Origin of the sequence: Cronobacter universalis NCTC 9529, from assembly GCF_001277175.1 — a bacterium.
GTDB classification, from domain to species: Bacteria; Pseudomonadota; Gammaproteobacteria; order Enterobacterales; family Enterobacteriaceae; genus Cronobacter; species Cronobacter universalis.
The window spans coordinates 3,793,289-3,810,463 of record NZ_CP012257.1 but is presented as its reverse complement, the minus strand read 5'-3'; the positions used below and the strand labels follow the sequence as shown (position 1 = coordinate 3,810,463).

At 55.0% G+C, this 17,175-nt stretch carries 14 protein-coding genes; 10 read left to right on the top strand and 4 right to left on the bottom strand.

What is annotated here, in order from left to right:
• Nucleotides 1–23 precede the first annotated feature (23 nt).
• From dnaB to AFK65_RS17500, 7 genes are all read left to right on the top strand, one after another.
• Nucleotides 24–1,430, top strand: a complete 1,407-nt coding sequence (dnaB, locus tag AFK65_RS17530; protein ID WP_007702295.1) for a replicative DNA helicase — start codon at nt 24–26, stop codon at nt 1,428–1,430.
• Between the two features lie 160 nt (nt 1,431–1,590).
• On the top strand, nt 1,591–2,670 hold the full coding sequence (gene alr / locus AFK65_RS17525) for an alanine racemase (RefSeq protein ID WP_038856172.1): 1,080 nt from the start codon (nt 1,591–1,593) through the stop codon (nt 2,668–2,670).
• Nucleotides 2,671–3,000: 330 nt separating this feature from the next.
• Nucleotides 3,001–4,194, top strand: coding sequence for an aromatic amino acid transaminase (gene tyrB, locus AFK65_RS17520; protein ID WP_007702290.1), 1,194 nt, complete (start codon nt 3,001–3,003; stop codon nt 4,192–4,194).
• Nucleotides 4,195–4,637: 443 nt separating this feature from the next.
• The gene (locus AFK65_RS17515) at nt 4,638–6,320 is read left to right on the top strand and encodes a ShlB/FhaC/HecB family hemolysin secretion/activation protein (protein ID WP_007702287.1); all 1,683 of its coding nucleotides are present in this window, start codon (nt 4,638–4,640) and stop codon (nt 6,318–6,320) included.
• 127 nt (nt 6,321–6,447) lie between these two features.
• Nucleotides 6,448–6,870 (top strand): secondary thiamine-phosphate synthase enzyme YjbQ, encoded by a 423-nt coding sequence (locus AFK65_RS17510; protein WP_007702284.1) that lies wholly within the window; start codon nt 6,448–6,450, stop codon nt 6,868–6,870.
• Nucleotides 6,867–7,220, top strand: a complete 354-nt coding sequence (locus AFK65_RS17505; RefSeq protein WP_038856174.1) for an MmcQ/YjbR family DNA-binding protein — start codon at nt 6,867–6,869, stop codon at nt 7,218–7,220. Before AFK65_RS17510 ends, AFK65_RS17505 begins: the two co-directional genes overlap by 4 nt.
• Nucleotides 7,221–7,593: 373 nt before the next feature.
• A complete protein-coding gene (locus AFK65_RS17500) occupies nt 7,594–9,810 on the top strand; it encodes a filamentous hemagglutinin N-terminal domain-containing protein (RefSeq protein ID WP_007702273.1) in 2,217 nt (738 codons plus the stop codon).
• A 28-nt stretch (nt 9,811–9,838) separates the two neighbouring features.
• Here AFK65_RS17500 and AFK65_RS17495 read toward each other — a convergent pair whose 3' ends face one another.
• The 3 genes from AFK65_RS17495 to uvrA all read right to left on the bottom strand — a co-directional run bounded on the left by AFK65_RS17495 (nt 9,839) and on the right by uvrA (nt 13,624).
• Nucleotides 9,839–10,183, bottom strand: coding sequence for a hypothetical protein (locus tag AFK65_RS17495; protein ID WP_007702271.1), 345 nt, complete (start codon nt 10,181–10,183; stop codon nt 9,839–9,841).
• A 12-nt stretch (nt 10,184–10,195) separates the two neighbouring features.
• Complete coding sequence (locus AFK65_RS17490; protein WP_007702268.1) at nt 10,196–10,708, bottom strand: hypothetical protein; 513 nt, start codon at nt 10,706–10,708, stop codon at nt 10,196–10,198.
• 90 nt (nt 10,709–10,798) lie between these two features.
• Nucleotides 10,799–13,624: an excinuclease ABC subunit UvrA gene (gene uvrA, locus AFK65_RS17485; RefSeq protein ID WP_038856175.1), complete on the bottom strand. Its 2,826-nt coding sequence runs from the start codon at nt 13,622–13,624 to the stop codon at nt 10,799–10,801.
• A 230-nt stretch (nt 13,625–13,854) separates the two neighbouring features.
• Between uvrA and ssb1 the strand changes: the two genes are divergently transcribed.
• The 3 genes from ssb1 to AFK65_RS17470 all read left to right on the top strand — a co-directional run bounded on the left by ssb1 (nt 13,855) and on the right by AFK65_RS17470 (nt 16,317).
• A complete protein-coding gene (gene ssb1, locus AFK65_RS17480; protein ID WP_007702264.1) occupies nt 13,855–14,397 on the top strand; it encodes a single-stranded DNA-binding protein SSB1 in 543 nt (180 codons plus the stop codon).
• A gap of 353 nt (nt 14,398–14,750) precedes the next feature.
• Complete coding sequence (locus AFK65_RS17475; RefSeq protein WP_007702261.1) at nt 14,751–15,797, top strand: GGDEF domain-containing protein; 1,047 nt, start codon at nt 14,751–14,753, stop codon at nt 15,795–15,797.
• A 175-nt stretch (nt 15,798–15,972) separates the two neighbouring features.
• Nucleotides 15,973–16,317: a hypothetical protein gene (locus AFK65_RS17470; RefSeq protein ID WP_032805698.1), complete on the top strand. Its 345-nt coding sequence runs from the start codon at nt 15,973–15,975 to the stop codon at nt 16,315–16,317.
• A 62-nt stretch (nt 16,318–16,379) separates the two neighbouring features.
• Here AFK65_RS17470 and AFK65_RS17465 read toward each other — a convergent pair whose 3' ends face one another.
• Nucleotides 16,380–16,658: a YjcB family protein gene (locus AFK65_RS17465; RefSeq protein WP_004386205.1), complete on the bottom strand. Its 279-nt coding sequence runs from the start codon at nt 16,656–16,658 to the stop codon at nt 16,380–16,382.
• Nucleotides 16,659–17,175: the final 517 nt, after the last annotated feature.

The window sequence follows — 17,175 nt, the reverse complement described above, 5'->3', positions numbered from 1 at the left end:
GATTTTTGGTAACTCCATTCACTATGGCAGGAAATAAACCCTTCAACAAACCTACTGAACCTCGTGACCCGCAGGTCGCCGGGCTGAAAATGCCGCCGCATTCCATGGAGGCGGAACAGTCGGTGTTGGGCGGTTTAATGCTGGATAACGAGCGCTGGGACGATGTGGCCGAGCGCGTCGTGGCCGAGGATTTTTACACCCGCCAGCACCGCATGATCTTCACCGAAATGCATCGGCTGCAGGAGATGGGCAAACCCATCGATCTGATTACGCTTTCCGAATCGCTGGAACTCCAGGGACAGCTGGAAAGCGTCGGCGGTTTTGCGTATCTCGCGGAGCTCTCTAAAAACACGCCAAGCGCCGCGAACATCAGCGCCTATGCCGATATCGTGCGCGAACGCGCGGTCGTGCGCGACATGATTTCCGTCGCCAATGAGATTGCCGACGCCGGTTACGATCCGCAGGGCCGCAGCAGCGAAGATCTGCTCGACCTCGCGGAATCGCGCGTGTTTCAGATAGCCGAAAACCGCGCCAATAAAGACGAGGGCCCGAAGAGTATCGATCAGATCCTTGAGGCCACCGTCGCGCGTATCGAAACGCTCTATCAGCAGCCGCACGACGGCGTGACGGGCGTGGATACCGGCTATCAGGATCTCAATAAAAAGACCGCGGGCTTGCAGCGCTCGGATCTCATCATCGTGGCGGCGCGTCCGTCGATGGGTAAAACCACGTTCGCGATGAACCTGTGTGAAAACGCCGCGATGCTCCAGGATAAACCGGTGCTGATCTTCTCCCTTGAGATGCCCGGCGAGCAGATCATGATGCGTATGCTGGCGTCGCTCTCCCGCGTGGATCAGACGCGTATTCGTACCGGCCAGCTGGATGACGAGGACTGGGCGCGTATCTCCGGCACCATGGGCATCCTGCTTGAGAAGCGCAATATGTATATTGACGACTCCTCGGGTCTGACGCCGACGGAAGTGCGCTCCCGCGCGCGCCGTATTTTCCGCGAGCACGGCGGCTTAAGCCTGATTATGATCGACTATTTACAGTTGATGCGCGTGCCGTCGCTCTCCGATAACCGTACGCTGGAAATCGCCGAGATTTCCCGCTCGCTGAAAGCGCTGGCGAAAGAGCTTCAGGTGCCGGTAGTGGCGCTCTCGCAGCTTAACCGCTCGCTGGAGCAGCGCGCCGACAAGCGCCCGGTGAACTCGGATCTGCGTGAATCCGGCTCTATCGAGCAGGACGCCGACCTGATTATGTTTATCTATCGTGACGAGGTGTATCACGAAAACAGCGACTTAAAAGGCATCGCGGAGATTATTATCGGTAAGCAGCGTAACGGCCCGATAGGTACGGTGCGCCTGACGTTTAACGGGCAGTGGTCGCGGTTTGATAACTACGCGGGTCCCCAGTACGACGACGAATAAAATCCCCGTCATCCTTCACGCCGCAGGTGCGTTGACCGCGCTCGCTCACCCCGGTCACTTAGTTTACTAAGCTCCCGGGGATTCCCGAGCTTGTCGCCTTCCTGCAACGCGAATGATTTAGGGGATTGACGGTAACTTTTTAAATAAGCAAGGAAAGTCAATGCAAGCGGCAACTGTGGTAGTAAACCGCCGCGCTCTGCGTCACAACCTGCAACGCCTGCGTGAACTGGCGCCCGCCAGTAAACTGGTTGCGGTGGTGAAGGCAAACGCCTATGGACACGGTCTTCTTGAGACCGCCCGCACTCTCCCTGATGCCGATGCGTTCGGCGTGGCGCGCCTTGAAGAGGCGCTGCGCCTGCGTGAAGGCGGCATTACCCAACCCATTCTTTTGCTCGAAGGCTTTTTTAACGCAGGCGATTTGCCGGCGATTGCCGCGCAACGGCTACACACCGCGGTACACAGCGAAGAGCAACTGGCGGCGCTGGAGCAGGCGACGCTCTCAGAGCCCGTCACCGTCTGGATGAAGCTCGACACCGGCATGCATCGCTTAGGCGTGCGCCCGGAAGCGGCGCAGGCGTTTTACGACAGGCTCGCGGCCTGCAAAAACGTGCGCCAGCCAGTGAACGTGGTAAGCCATTTCGCCCGCGCCGATGAGCCAGACTGCGGCGCCACCGAGCGCCAGCTCGATATCTTCAACAGCTTTACCCACGGCAAACCGGGCAAGCGCTCGATTGCCGCCTCCGGCGGCATCCTGTTCTGGCCGCAGTCGCATTTCGACTGGGTGCGCCCCGGCATTATTCTCTACGGCGTGTCGCCGCTTGATACCCACCCGTGGGGCGCGGAGCTTGGTTTTCAGCCCGCGATGTCGCTGACTTCAAGCCTTATCGCCGTGCGCGATCACAAAGCTGGCGAGCCCGTCGGCTACGGCGGCACCTGGGTGAGCGAGCGCGACACGCGGCTTGGCGTCGTGGCGATGGGCTACGGCGACGGGTATCCGCGCTGCGCGCCGACAGGCACGCCGGTGTTAGTCAATGACCGCGAAGTGCCGATTGTCGGGCGCGTGGCGATGGATATGATCTGCGTCGATTTAGGCCCTGACGCGACAGAAAAAGCGGGCGATACGGTAGTCATGTGGGGTGAAGGATTGCCGGTCGAGCGTATCGCCGAAGTAACAGGAGTGAGTGCTTACGAACTTGTTACGCGATTGACCTCCAGAGTGGCGATGCGCTACCTGGATTAAAGGCACATATTCGCGTCAGTGACTGGTGGTGGGTGCGCTACGCTTACCCACCCTACAAACATGACGGTCATACTTGTCTAAATGGCTGACGGTGGGTGCGCTGCGCTTACCCACCCTACAAACATGACGGTCATACCTGTCTAAATGGCTGGCGATGGGTGCGCTACGCTTGCCCACCCTACAAACACCGGCGCGTCTTCTGTAGGGCGGGTAAGCGAAGCGCACCCGCCATGTTCCTGAACGCAGCGCACCCGCCACATCCCTCTCGATCTGCTGCGCTATCCGGTTTATTGTGAAGACACATTACACCGTAAATCTGGAGAACCAAGCGTGTTTCAGAATGTTGACGCCTACGCCGGCGACCCCATCCTTTCGCTGATGGAACGCTTTAAAGAAGATCCCCGCAGCGACAAAGTTAACCTGAGTATCGGCCTCTATTACAACGAGCAGGGCATTATCCCGCAGCTACAGGCCGTGGCTCAGGCAGAAGCGCGCCTTAACGCGCAGCCGCACGGCGCCTCGCTTTATCTCCCGATGGAAGGGCTCAACAACTACCGCAGCGCGATAGCGCCGCTGCTGTTCGGGGCCGATCACCCGGCGCTGACCGCAGGCCGTATCGCCAGCATCCAGACGGTGGGCGGCTCGGGCGCGCTGAAAGTCGGCGCGGATTTCCTTAAACGTTATTTTCCGCATTCCCGCGTCTGGGTCAGCGATCCGACCTGGGAAAACCACGTAGCCATCTTCAGCGGCGCCGGGTTTGAAGTAAGCACTTACCCCTGGTTTGACGAGGCTACCAACGGCGTGCGTTTCGAGGCGCTGCTGGAAAAACTTAACACCCTCTCTGCGCGCGATATCGTACTGCTGCACCCGTGCTGCCATAACCCGACCGGCGCGGATCTCACAAACGAGCAGTGGGATGCCGTCGTCGGGGTGCTGAAAGTGCGCGAGCTAATCCCGTTCCTGGATATCGCCTATCAGGGTTTTGGGGCAGGAATGGAAGAAGACGCCTACGCGATCCGCGCTATCGCCAGCGCGGGCCTGCCGGCGCTGGTCAGCAACTCGTTCTCAAAAATCTTCTCGCTCTATGGCGAGCGGGTGGGCGGGCTGTCCGTGGTCTGTGACGAGGCAGAAACCGCCGCCCGCGTACTGGGCCAGCTGAAAGCCACCGTGCGCCGCAACTACTCGAGCCCGCCGAATTTCGGCGCGCAGGTCGTTGCGACGGTCCTCAATGATGCCGCGCTGAAAGCGCAGTGGCTCGCCGAGGTGGAAGCGATGCGCAGCCGCATTCTGGAGATGCGCCAGGCGCTGGTGGAGGTTCTCAAAACGGAAGTACCCGGGCGTAATTTCGATTATTTGCTCAAGCAGCGCGGGATGTTCAGCTATACCGGCCTGAGTGCTGCGCAGGTTGACCGCCTGCGTGACGAGTTCGGTGTTTATCTGATAAGCAGTGGACGCATGTGCGTGGCGGGCCTTAACAGCCGTAACGTGAAACAGGTGGCGCAGGCGTTTGCCGCCGTCATGTAATACGCGTTAAAAGCGCTGTATGACAGCGCTTTTTTCTTATGCTATCTTCCCGGCCTTCATTTTGCGGCTTTTCTTAAGTATTAATCAAAAAATTGTAATAGATTTTATTATGCTGTTTCTGGCAGACGTTAATATGTTTTATGGATCTTGTTTATACTGCCGATACTAAACCGGCCGCTGTTTATTTTGTTCGCTTAATAATGCATTGGCTGTTTATTAGTGGATGTTTTAACGGCTTATCTCGTTCTTGAATATTCATTGTGAAAATGATTTCTGCAAGAACATCACTTTTTTTACTCGCCTTCATTTACACGTTTTTTTTGTAGGAAAAGAGACGTCGGTATATACCTGTTCGCTATTTTTCAGCTGGCCATGTTATGAACGCTGCTGGTATATCGCACATTAACTCGCAGCCAGTAAACAGGGATGGTTAAGGAATTAAAGTGATTGTTTGTCGTTCCAACGTATATATAGCGATCCTGTCGGTACTGGCTGGCGTTCACTCTCCCGCTTATGGTGAAGTTACCGCGAATCAACAGGCGTTAAACCAGCAGCAGCAAGATGAAGCCCGGCGAGAAACTCTTACTACGGAAAGTAAATCCTTACTTTCAACCGTGGAAGGTAAGCCCAGTGAAGGGCTGAATTTGCCCGAAGAGCAGCCTTGCTATCCGATTAACGCGATTCAGCTTGAGAATAAAAACGCGGTAGCGCACTGGATGACCTTTCAGGATGTAACGCGCAGCGTGAAGGGAAAATGTGTTGGCATCAATGGTCTGAGAATGATCCATAAAGTCGTGCAAAATCGTCTGATTGAGCACGGCTATATTACGACGCGCGTTTTGCTCCCTGAACAGAATCTCAGGAGCGGCACGCTCACGTTCAGAGTCCTTCCCGGAACGATTAGCGATATTGTTTTTAAAGGTGACAGCGGCAAGTATATTCACGCAATGAATAATTTCCCTGAGCATCCGGGCGATGTACTTGATTTGCGCGGTCTTGAACAGGGGCTGGAGAACCTGCAACGCACGCCAGGCTCCGAAGCCAATATTCGTTTATTGCCGGGAACGAAGCCTGGCGAAACGCAGGTTGAAGTAGCACGTACCCAGCCTAAACACTGGCGGCTGGGCGCGTGGGCCGATGACTCCGGCAGTAAGTACACGGGGCGTTACCAGAGCGGGCTTGCCTTCTATCTGGACAATCTGACTTCGCTTAACGATTTGTTCTACGCCGCTTATGGCGGAGGGCTTAAAAATGAAGATGGCCGCCGCAGCGATAACGTCTCGGCGTTTTACTCGGTTCCGTGGGGGTACTGGAAACTCGAATTTTATGGCAGCAAATACCGCTATACGCAAACCATCCACGACAGCGCTTCCAGCTATCTCTACAGCGGCATCGAAAAGTACCTCAGCGCGCAGCTCAGCCGGGTGATTTACCGCAGCGCCAGCCAGAAGACGACGCTGGCATTAAAAGCTTTCCGTCGGGATTCCACCTATCAGCTTAATGATGTGGAGATTGAAGTGCAGCGGCGCAAAACCAGCAACTGGAGGCTATCGCTCGAGCATCTCGCGTATCTGCCATTTGGCCAGATCAGAAGCAGCCTCGGCTACCAGAAAGCGGCGCGCTGGTTTAATGAACTGGAAGATGCTGAAGAAGATGTTGGCAGCGCAGACCCACAGGCGCGCATCATTACGATGGGTGTCGACGGCGCGTTCCCGTTTAAAATCGGCAAACTGTCTATGAGCTATGAACCGCACTTTATGTCGCAAACGTCGCCGGATCGCCTCACGCAGCCGGATAAATTCACCATCGGCAACCGCTGGACAGTGCGCGGTTTTGATGGCGAAACGACGATCTACGCTGATAAGGGCTGGTACCTGCGCAACGACATTAATCTCAACCTGCCGCAGTGGGGAATGCAACCGTACCTTGGACTCGACTATGGCGAAGTGAAAGGTTCGAAAAACGATTACTGGAGCGGCAAGCAACTTGCCGGCGCAGCGCTGGGCGTGCGCGGCGCGAAAGGCAAATTTGGCTACGATCTGTTTGCCGGCGTGCCGCTGATGAAACCACAGGAACTGCATACCAGCCCCTTTACGCTCGGCTTCGCCCTGCAGTGGCAATACTGATCCCTTGATATTTTTCCGGCCTGTTCGCTGGCGCGCTGTGTAAAATTACAACAGAATGCCAGCGAAATTTTGCCTTTTGCCGCTCAGCCTGCACACTTAGAAAATCACTATTTTTAAGGGGCAGCGTATGTGGTTTCAACAAACCCTGACATTAAAAGCCAGACCGCGGGGTTTTCACCTCATCACTGATGACATTGTCAGCCAGCTTCCCGTGCTATCGCAGGTGCATACGGGGCTATTGCATCTTTTACTTCAGCACACCTCGGCCTCTTTGACGCTCAATGAAAATTGCGATCCTTCGGTGCGTCGCGATATGGAGCGTTATTTTCTAAGCGCCGTACCGGATAACGGCGAGTATGAGCATGATGACGAGGGGCCTGACGATATGCCTGCGCATATCAAATCCTCTACGTTGGGCGTTTCTCTGATGTTGCCGGTTACGCAGGGGCGTCTGCTGCTCGGCACCTGGCAGGGGATTTGGCTTGGCGAACATCGCAACCATGGCGGCTCGCGCCGGATAGTCGCGACGCTACAAGGAGAATCTTTATGACGAATTCTGATTTGCTGGATTATTGTATGAACAAACCGGGCGCGGAACAGAGTGAGCGCCAGGAGTGGAAAGCGGCGCAAATTAAAGTCGGCGATGTGATGTTCGCGATGGTGCACGACGTTAAAAACCGTCCCGCCGTCTCGTTAAAAACCAGCCCGGAGCTGGCAGAACTGTTGCGCCAGGAGCATAAAGACGTATTTCCCAGCGCACAGTTGAACAAAGCGCACTGGAGCACGCTGTATCTGGATGGAGAATTGCCGGATTCGCAAATCTATTATCTGGTCGACGCGTCATACCAGCAGGTTGTGGGGCTATTGCCGGAGCAAGTCCGACAACAGCTGTCAGTGTAACAGCTGCTAATACGACGGAAAGTGCAGCAGGTAAGACTGCTGCACGGTCGGATCTTTTTTCCTTTGAAATTCGCAAATTATTCGTTAAGTATTTTCCTTTTCTGTTTTTTTGATTAATAAAAATAAGGTGTGTCTATTTTTGGATGGCTTTTAAAAAGAACAGGTCTATTTCAGTGGCGATACACAGACTAATTTTTCGTAAAAGTCAGAAAACCATTCTTAATAATAGCGATCACATATCTTAAATTAATTCATATCCCTTATTTAAATCCCCCAGTGGCTTATAATTGCGAAGCCCATCCATTGAGGGAACAACTCATCGGCAAGGCATAAATACCAATTATAAATTATTGTGAAATCATAAGGACGAAAAATGAAAACCAGCAGAGGAGCAACCTTTCGCGCCCCGAAAGAGTTGCGTGCTAAAATGGGCCCTGTCTGTTTTGCCACGCTTCTGGCTTTAGGCATGGTGCAAAACGCCAGCGCGGCCATTACGGCTGATACCAGCGCAGCCAATCAACCGGGTATTCATACCAGCGCTGGCGGCGCAACCGTTGTTGATATCAATAAAGCCAGCAGCCAGGGTGTTTCACACAATATTTATTCTGAATTTAACGTTGATAAAAATGGCGTGGTGCTGAACAACAGCACCACGAATACGTCTACGCAACAGGCCGGTAATATTAACGGTAACGCGAACCTGGCAGGGCAGAGCGCGACGGTGATCCTCAACGAAGTGCGCTCTTCCGATCCAAGTCAGTTAAACGGCATGGTGGAAGTCGCTGGGCAGTCTGCTCAGGTCATTATTGCGAACCCTTCCGGTATTACCTGTGACGGCTGCGGTTTTATTAACACCAATCATGCCACTCTGACCACAGGAACGGCGAACTTCGATGATAAGGGCAATCTGACCGGTTATGACGTTCAGAAAGGCCAGGTCGTCATCACCGGCGCTGGCATGGACGTTAACAATAACGGCAAACCGCAGATGACGGATATTTATGCGCGCTCCGTAAAAGTGAATGCCGAGCTGCAGGCTAATACCCTTAATATTGTGACAGGCGCGAACCGCGTCAGAACGATCGGTACCGTAGAAAAAACCCTGGATGGTGTCGGCCAGGCGCCTGGGGTAGCGCTGGATGTCTCTTCGCTCGGCTCTATGTATGCCGGTAAAATCTCGATGTTGGGTACCGAAGAGGGCGTTGGCGTGCGTCTTGATAATGCAGATATCACTGCGCAGGACGGGCTTACAATTACCACTGCAGGTAAGCTTGAAAACCATAACAGCGTGATCGCGTCCGGCAATACCCTCAGCATTAACAGCGAGTCACTGGATAACAGCAACGGTGAAATTCGTTCTGACGCGGGCGGCCTTGTGATTAACTCCCGTGGTGATCTGAACAACCACAACGGTAAAATCACTGGCGATAACGTTTCTGTTAGTGGTGGCGACACCAATAATACCGATGGCGTGATTGAGTCTAAAGGCAACATGACTCTGCGAGGCTTTACGCTCGATAACCGCAGCGGTGTTATTAGCAGCGGCGGCGATCTCGGTGCCAGCTACGAATACAGCAATCATAACGATCCTTCCGTTTATGCCATTAAAAACGAGAATGGTGTGATAGCTTCCGCTGGCAATATGTATATCGAAACGGTAAACATTGATAACAACAGCGGTCTGATCAATGCCGACAAATCGTTGTCAATCACTGCCACTAAGCTGATTAATACAAACAGTGACGATTTCGTCGCCAGTGAAAACTGGAAAGGCGCTAACCAGGCGGGAGGTATTTACGCTGGCGAAAGTGACGGGCCTAACACGCACTCTCACTATCTGACTGGCGAAAACGTGCTTACCGTTGCGTCGCTGGATAACGAATCCGGCCGTATCGTTTCTACAGGCAAAAATACTGACCTGCGGATTAGCAGCAGCCAGGAGATTAACAACAATAACGGCGTTATCGATTCTGCAAAATCGTTGACCATTAACCAGTACAGCCAGTTTAACAATGGCAATGGTAAAGTGACCGCCGCTCAGGATCTTAACCTCAATGCCTATGATTTCACCTCTGATAGTCAGGGTGAAATTAAAGGTAACAACGTGAATATTCGTACCAGCGGCACGTTCAATAATAGCGGCAAGATTTCAGCCACGCGCGATCTGTTGCTCAATGTAGGCGATGGCCATAATTATCTGGCTGATACCAGCTATAACAAAGGCCAGATTACTGCTGGCGGCGCGATGACGCTGCAAACAGATATGACCAACTTTGTTAACGAAGGGACTATCAAAGCAGGCGACGCGCTGAGCTGGCATGGCACTAATGTCACGAACAAAGGGGTTATCGACAGCAACAGCGATATTCGCTTTAGCGTTCAGTCGCTGAAAAATGCAAAAGGCGCAACGATTGACGGTAAGAGCGTTACCATCAGCGGTACCGTGGATAACCAGGGCACGATTACTCCCGATTACATTCCGGATGACGTCCCGACGCCGCACCCGGATGATAACGGTGGCCATACACCGGTACCGAATCCATCTCCGGCTCCAGCCCCGGCTCCGACACCTGAATATCACCATCACTAATCTTTCCCGCCCCGCTCCGGCGGGGCTTTTATTTCAGTCCGGGAGCGATAGTGCCGGTCGCAAGTTCCAGCAACCGCATCGCCACCGACTGGATCCGCGTCCGCAACGCTATCTCGCTGCTGTTGGCATGGATCTGCGCGATCGCTGTCTGTTTATTTAACACCGCCGCCAGATCGTCCTCATCGATCATCCCCTGCGCCCGATCTAACAGCGCCTGCGCGGTTATCTCCGCGCTGGTTTTGATAAACGCGTCTCGATCGTCAAGCCCCTGTTTTAACAGGCTAAGAAATTCATTCGCGACGATCTTTGCTGCGCTTTTCTGAAACGTCGGGGAAGCCAGCAACTGGCTTACGGCGTTAAGCAGTGCGCTCATAATTCATCTCCTTTACTGACATGGGGAAGCGGGCCGGCTGCATTCGCCCCGGACGGCTTCGAGATAAGCCAGCCGTGCCTGGTCACGCCAGAGCGCGGCCTGCGCCGGGGTAAAAGGGCGCTGTTGCCTGAGCAAACGGGCATGGTCTTCCTGGTAAATCATCAGTAACAGACGCAGATTATCGGTACGTAACGGGTCGCGAAGGCTCTCCGAATAGGCAATGGCTTCGGCAAAACGCAGCCGTAGAAGGCGATTTTCATCAGCCAGCGCGGCGGCGTCGAGGGGGCCGGATAACGCGGTAAAATCGTCGATCAGTTGTAAATGCGCCGCCATCAGGTCAGTTAATTGCGCGTGCGCGCGTGGTTGATAGTTGCCGATAAGACTACAGGCAGAAAGCAGAACGGCCAGCCACAGCAGCCAGGCTCGCCCGGAAAGCGTTAGCGTCGATACGTGGTTCATGATGTCCTCGTGCGTTTGCCCGATCTGTGTGAAATTCAGCATCAGAAAGGGACGTGCGCAAATCATCGCTGCTCACGCGCGTGACAGGAAACATCATCAGAAAGCATTGAGGAAAAACGAGAGGTGCGTCGGGCCGGACGACCCGACGCGTAAGGGTTATTTCAGAAGCGGTTTCAGGAAGCGAGCGGTATGCGAGGCTTCGCACTCCGCCACGGTTTCCGGCGTACCGGAGACGAGGATCTCGCCGCCGCCGCTGCCGCCTTCCGGGCCCAGATCGACGATCCAGTCGGCGGTTTTGATCACATCGAGGTTATGCTCAATCACCACGATTGTGTTGCCCTGATCCCGCAGCTGATGCAGAACCGCCAGCAACTGCTGGATATCCGCGAAGTGCAGACCGGTGGTCGGCTCATCGAGGATATAGAGCGTCTGCCCGGTGCCGCGTTTCGAGAGTTCACGCGCGAGCTTCACGCGCTGCGCTTCACCGCCGGAAAGCGTGGTGGCGGACTGGCCGAGACGAATATAAGTCAGGCCAACGTCCATCAGCGTTTGCAGCTTGCGCGCCAGCGCCGGCACCGCGTCGAAGAACTCACGCGCTTCTTCGATGGTCATATCCAGCACTTCATGGATAGTCTTGCCTTTGTATTTGATCTCCAGCGTTTCGCGGTTATAGCGCTTGCCTTTGCACTGATCGCACGGCACGTAGATATCCGGCAGGAAGTGCATCTCAACTTTGATAACGCCGTCGCCCTGGCAGGCTTCACAACGCCCGCCGCGCACGTTAAAGCTAAAGCGGCCCGGCGTGTAGCCGCGCGAACGCGCTTCCGGCACGCCTGCGAACAGCTCGCGCACCGGCGTAAAGACGCCCGTGTAGGTCGCCGGGTTCGAACGTGGCGTGCGGCCAATCGGGCTCTGGTCGATATCGATAACTTTATCGAAATGCTCCATGCCCTGAACGTCGCGATACGGCGCCGGTTCGGCGATCGTCGCGCCGTTGAGCTGGCGCTGGGCAATCGGGAACAGCGTATCGTTGATAAGGGTCGATTTACCTGAACCGGAAACGCCCGTTACGCAGGTAAAGAGCCCTACCGGCAGCGTCAGGGTAACGTCTTTGAGGTTGTTGCCGCGCGCGCCTGTCAGCTTCAGCACTTTTTCCGGATCGGCTTTTACGCGCTCTTTCGGCACTTCAATCTTGCGCTTACCGCTCATAAACTGCCCGGTGAGCGATTCCGGCACCGCCATAATCGCGTCCAGCGGGCCTTCCGCGACCACCTGGCCGCCGTGCACGCCAGCGCCAGGGCCGATGTCGATCACATGGTCGGCGGCGCGGATGGCGTCTTCATCGTGCTCTACAACAATTACGGTGTTGCCGAGGTTACGCAGGTGAATCAGCGTGCCCAGCAGGCGTTCGTTATCGCGCTGATGCAGGCCGATGGACGGCTCGTCCAGCACGTACATCACGCCGACCAGGCCCGCGCCAATCTGGCTTGCCAGACGGATGCGCTGCGCCTCGCCGCCTGAGAGCGTTTCCGCTGAACGGGAGAGCGTCAGGTAGTTCAGACCGACATTCACCAGGAATTTCAGGCGATCGCCAATCTCTTTCAGCACCTTTTCCGCGATTTTGGCGCGCTGGCCGGAGAGCTTCATATTATTGAAGAACTCCATCGCGTGACCGATGCTCATATCGGAAATGGTCGGCAGCGCCGTGTTTTCGACAAACACATGGCGCGCTTCGCGACGCAGGCGCGTACCTTCACAGGTGGCGCAGGGGCGGTTGCTGATAAATTTCGCCAGCTCCTCGCGCACCGCGTTGGATTCGGTCTCTTTGTAGCGGCGCTCCATATTATGCAGCACGCCTTCGAACGGATGACGACGCACGGAGGTGTCGCCGCGATCGTTCATGTATTTGAATTCGATAGTTTCTTTACCGGAGCCGAACAGCACCGCGTGCTGCACTTTTTCGCTGAGCGTATTCCAGGGCGCTTCGACGTCGAACTTATAGTGGTCGGCCAGCGAGCGCAGCATCTGGAAATAGTAGAAGTTGCGGCGATCCCAGCCGCGAATGGCGCCGCCCGCGAGCGACAGCTCGCCGTTCTGCACCACGCGATCCGGATCGAAATATTGCTGCACGCCAAGGCCGTCACAGGTCGGGCAGGCGCCGGCCGGGTTGTTGAACGAAAACAGGCGCGGCTCAAGCTCGCGCATGCTGTAGCCGCAAATCGGGCAGGCGAAGTTGGCGGAGAACAGCAGCTCTTCCGCTTTTTCGTCGTCCATATCCGCCACGACCGCCGTACCGCCGGAAAGCTCAAGGGCGGTTTCAAACGACTCGGCCAGGCGCTGCGCTAAATCTTCACGCACCTTGAAGCGGTCCACGACCACTTCGATGGTATGTTTCTTCTGCAATTCCAGCTTCGGCGGATCGGAGAGATCGCACACTTCGCCATCGATACGCGCGCGGATATAGCCCTGGCTTGCCAGGTTTTCCAGCGTCTTGGTGTGCTCGCCTTTACGCTCTTTGATCACAGGCGCCAGCAGCATCAGGCGCTTGCCTTCCGGCAGCGCCAGCACGTTATCCACCATCTGGCTGACGGTTTGCGCCGCAAGCGTAACGTCGTGATCCGGGCAGCGGGGTTCGCCGACGCGGGCGTAGAGCAGACGCAGATAGTCGTGGATTTCAGTGATGGTCCCCACGGTAGAACGCGGGTTATGGGACGTCGATTTCTGCTCAATGGAAATAGCAGGCGACAGCCCTTCAATATGATCGACATCCGGCTTTTCCATCAGCGACAGGAACTGACGCGCGTAGGCGGAAAGCGACTCGACATAACGGCGCTGCCCTTCGGCGTAGAGCGTGTCGAAAGCCAGTGAAGACTTGCCGGAACCCGACAGCCCGGTCACGACGATCAGTTTGTCGCGCGGAATGACGAGGTTGATATTTTTGAGATTGTGGGTGCGGGCGCCCCGAACTTCTATCTTATCCATTCACCTTTCCTGGATTTGAACGCTAATGCCTGGGTGTTTGAAGGACAACCGGTGGCCAGAAACGGTTAATTATGACACAATTTAACCTGAATGGATATCCAGTATTTATTTGCAACCGTGTATACTGTGTGAACATTTCCTGAAGCCGTCTCGCATCTATCAACATTGAAGGCTGACGTGGTAGAATGGAATGTTTACACTATTAAGAAATGTTTTCAGGAGACACGATCATGGCCAGCAGAGGCGTAAACAAGGTGATTCTCGTCGGTAATCTGGGGCAGGACCCGGAAGTACGCTACATGCCGAACGGCGGGGCCGTGGCGAACCTGCGCCTGGCGACTTCCGAATCCTGGCGCGATAAGCAGACCGGTGAGATGAAAGAAGTGACCGAATGGCACAGCGTCGTGCTGTACGGGAAACTGGCGGAAGTGGCGGGCGAATACCTGCGCAAAGGCTCGCAGATCTACATCGAAGGTCAGCTGCGCACGCGTAAATGGCAGGATCAGAGCGGTCAGGATCGCTACTCTACCGAAGTCGTGGTGAACGTCGGCGGCACCATGCAGATGCTGGGCGGCCGTCAGGGCGGCGGCGCACCGGCAGGCGGCAACATGGGCGGCGGCCAGCAGCAGGGCGGCTGGGGTCAGCCTCAGCAGCCGCAGCAGCAGGGTGGCGGCGCGCAGTTCAGCGGCGGCGCACAGTCCCGTCCGCAGCAGCAGGCGCCAGCGCCTTCTAACGAACCGCCGATGGATTTCGACGACGATATCCCGTTCTGATAACGCGGCGTTCCGCCTGGAATGCCTCACTTCAGAAAGCGTTGAAAAGCTCTGCTCCGGCAGGGCTTTTTCTTTACCCTTTTTCTGCTGTGGCTGTGCGACGTTTTCTGCCTGCCTACACGCGGCAGACGTTTCAGCCAGCACGCGTTTACCGCCACGGGGCCTTTCATCATGCCTGTCCGCGCACGGTATAGCCCTCTGCTGGCACGATTAAACTGTCGTCAAATGAAGGGGATGGCGCTTTTACGCGGCGCGGCGCTAAATCTCATCCGATGACTGCCGATATAGGTTTCATGAAGTATTCATACGTTCCGTACGTTTTCGGCAGGGATGCCCCAAGTTCAGGTTAGCCCATGTCAGAAAGAGATCGCGACCAACTCCTTAGCCAGGCGACCGACCAGTACTGGCAACACATTATTCCGATCGTCTGGCTGGCGTTGATGATTCACGTCGGGCTGATTTTTCTGTTTCTGTCGATGAGCATTCCGACGCTCGCCATTTTTAACATTTTCAGCGTGATGGTTTATATCCACTGCCTGAATGAGATAGAGCACTACCGGTATCTGTATGTCGGTACCCTGATGAGCGTGGAGATCCTGGCGCATGCCATTGTCACTACAGTATTGCTGGGCTGGGAGAGCAATTTTTATCTGTTTGTCTTTTCGCTGATCCCGATTGTCTCGTTCAGTTTTCAGCAGGTGCCGGTGCGGCGCGCGCTGTTTCTGGCGGCGATTGCGGTGCTGGGCACGGCAGGTTACGCCCTGCGGCATCATACCGGTACGGCGTCCGGGTTAAGCCCGTCGGTGCTGAACAGCATCGGTATCGCCAATGCGGTGATGGCGATTAGTTTTCTAATGTATACCACGCTGCGTTCGGTCGAATTCACACACACGATGAAACTCGATCTTTTTAATACCGCCAGCCGTGACAGCCTGACGAACCTGTATACCCGACGCCACTTTATGCATCAGGTGGCTCTGCTCGAAAAAGAGTCCGGCAACCCAAACGTGGCGCTGCTGCTGCTGGATATCGACCATTTCAAAGCGATCAACGACAGTTGCGGCCACAGCTACGGGGATATGATTTTGCAGCGGATCGCTCGCGCCATTACCGATAACGTGCGCGAGAGCGATATCGTGGCGCGCTGGGGCGGGGAGGAGTTTCTGGTATTGATGCCGGATACCTCGCTGTCGGATGCCAGGCGGGTGGCGGAGCGGCTGATGGGGCGTATTCAGGAGTGGGTCGGCCAGACAGAGAAAAATCCGCGTGAAGTGACCGCGACGCTGGCGCTCAGCGCGCTCGGCAAAGACGAGGCGTTTGAAAAAGCGCTTAATCGCGCTGATAAAATGTTGTATGCCGGTAAGCAGCAGGGGCGGAACCGGCTGGTGATGGCGGACTAACTTTCTGATTTAAAAATTGAAATGGGTAAAAAGTAACCCCCGGGTACTCCTTAGTTAGCATTTTCCCGGTGATGGCGAAGTGCCATGCTTTGCGACTCCTTCCTGTGCGACGGCGTTTATTGACGTGCGCGCCAGCTGCCGCCCGCAGGTGAATTTCACACAGGAAATGCAAGCGATGTCACAGGAACCTAACCCGTTTACCGCCGCCTGGAGCCGTAACGGCAATCTGCTCTGCCACGGTCACTGGATCATTACGTTTGAAACGCGCCCGGTGACGCTGCCGCAACACTGGCAGGATAAGGCGATGAACACCCGGGGGATCTACTCGATTATCGATCCTGAGGATGAAACGTTCGCCGACGGGCTCGAAGAAGATGAGTGGATTGTCGAGAACGTCGAATGGCTGACCGACTGGTTTTTCGATAATGGCATTCCGCTGGAGGAGCGCTATTACCGCGCCTTCTGGCGGGCGGTGAACAAAGCGGACTGGCGCTGCACCAGCTGCGCGGGCTGTATGTAAGCGGCGTTGCAGAAAGCAAAAAGCCCCTGATGCAGGGGCTTAAATGAAAGGCGACAGGGGTATCAGGTCACGACCATCGGCCATTCCGGCGGCGTGTGGCTCATTACTTCCACCATGACGTCTTTCATATTGTGCCAGATGGCGTGAAAGTCGATGCTGACGCCGAGCAGCCCTGTCGCGAATACGCAGGAAGCGGCGATACCCAGCCCGCTGCTGATCACCGCCAGCGCCTGGTAGTCGGATTTGCGAAACTGAATATTAAGCGTGCTGGCAAGAAACATTAAAACCGCACCCAGAAGTTGCCAGCGCATCAGTACCATGCTGGCGGTAAGCGTAGCCATGAAACCTGTCCTCAAAAAACGATCTGCCGCGCGAGCGGCCGGGGAGAGGCAGGCCAGGCGCGGCGCTAAAATTTAACGTGACGGCAAGCATGTAAACTTGCACACTAAGTGTGAACTGTATCACATTTGTTGTTTTATTCGCCAGTCTGGCGACCGCGCGTTGACGAAAAAAAACGCAAAATTAATGCGCTTACCGGCAACCGTCCGGAATAAAAAACGTGCGAAAAGAAAGCGTCTCAAAAAATTCTTGCCGGGTTTTCCCGATGCATAAATTTTCATTTCGACACAAAAAAACGCGGCCCGTACATTTTTTCGACAACCGTGATTAATTTAACTTAAAACACTTTCTGAAGTGGCTGATGACTTTTTAGTATGGGTATCAACGCAAATATTTCACTTAAGAAAAATTAAATAGCCATTCCCTATTTTCCTTACGGCAAATTTTAATGTTTCGCGCGAAATAGTGGACGGATAACTGGAAATGGCTATTGCCAATGCGTGCTGATTGATGCAACGT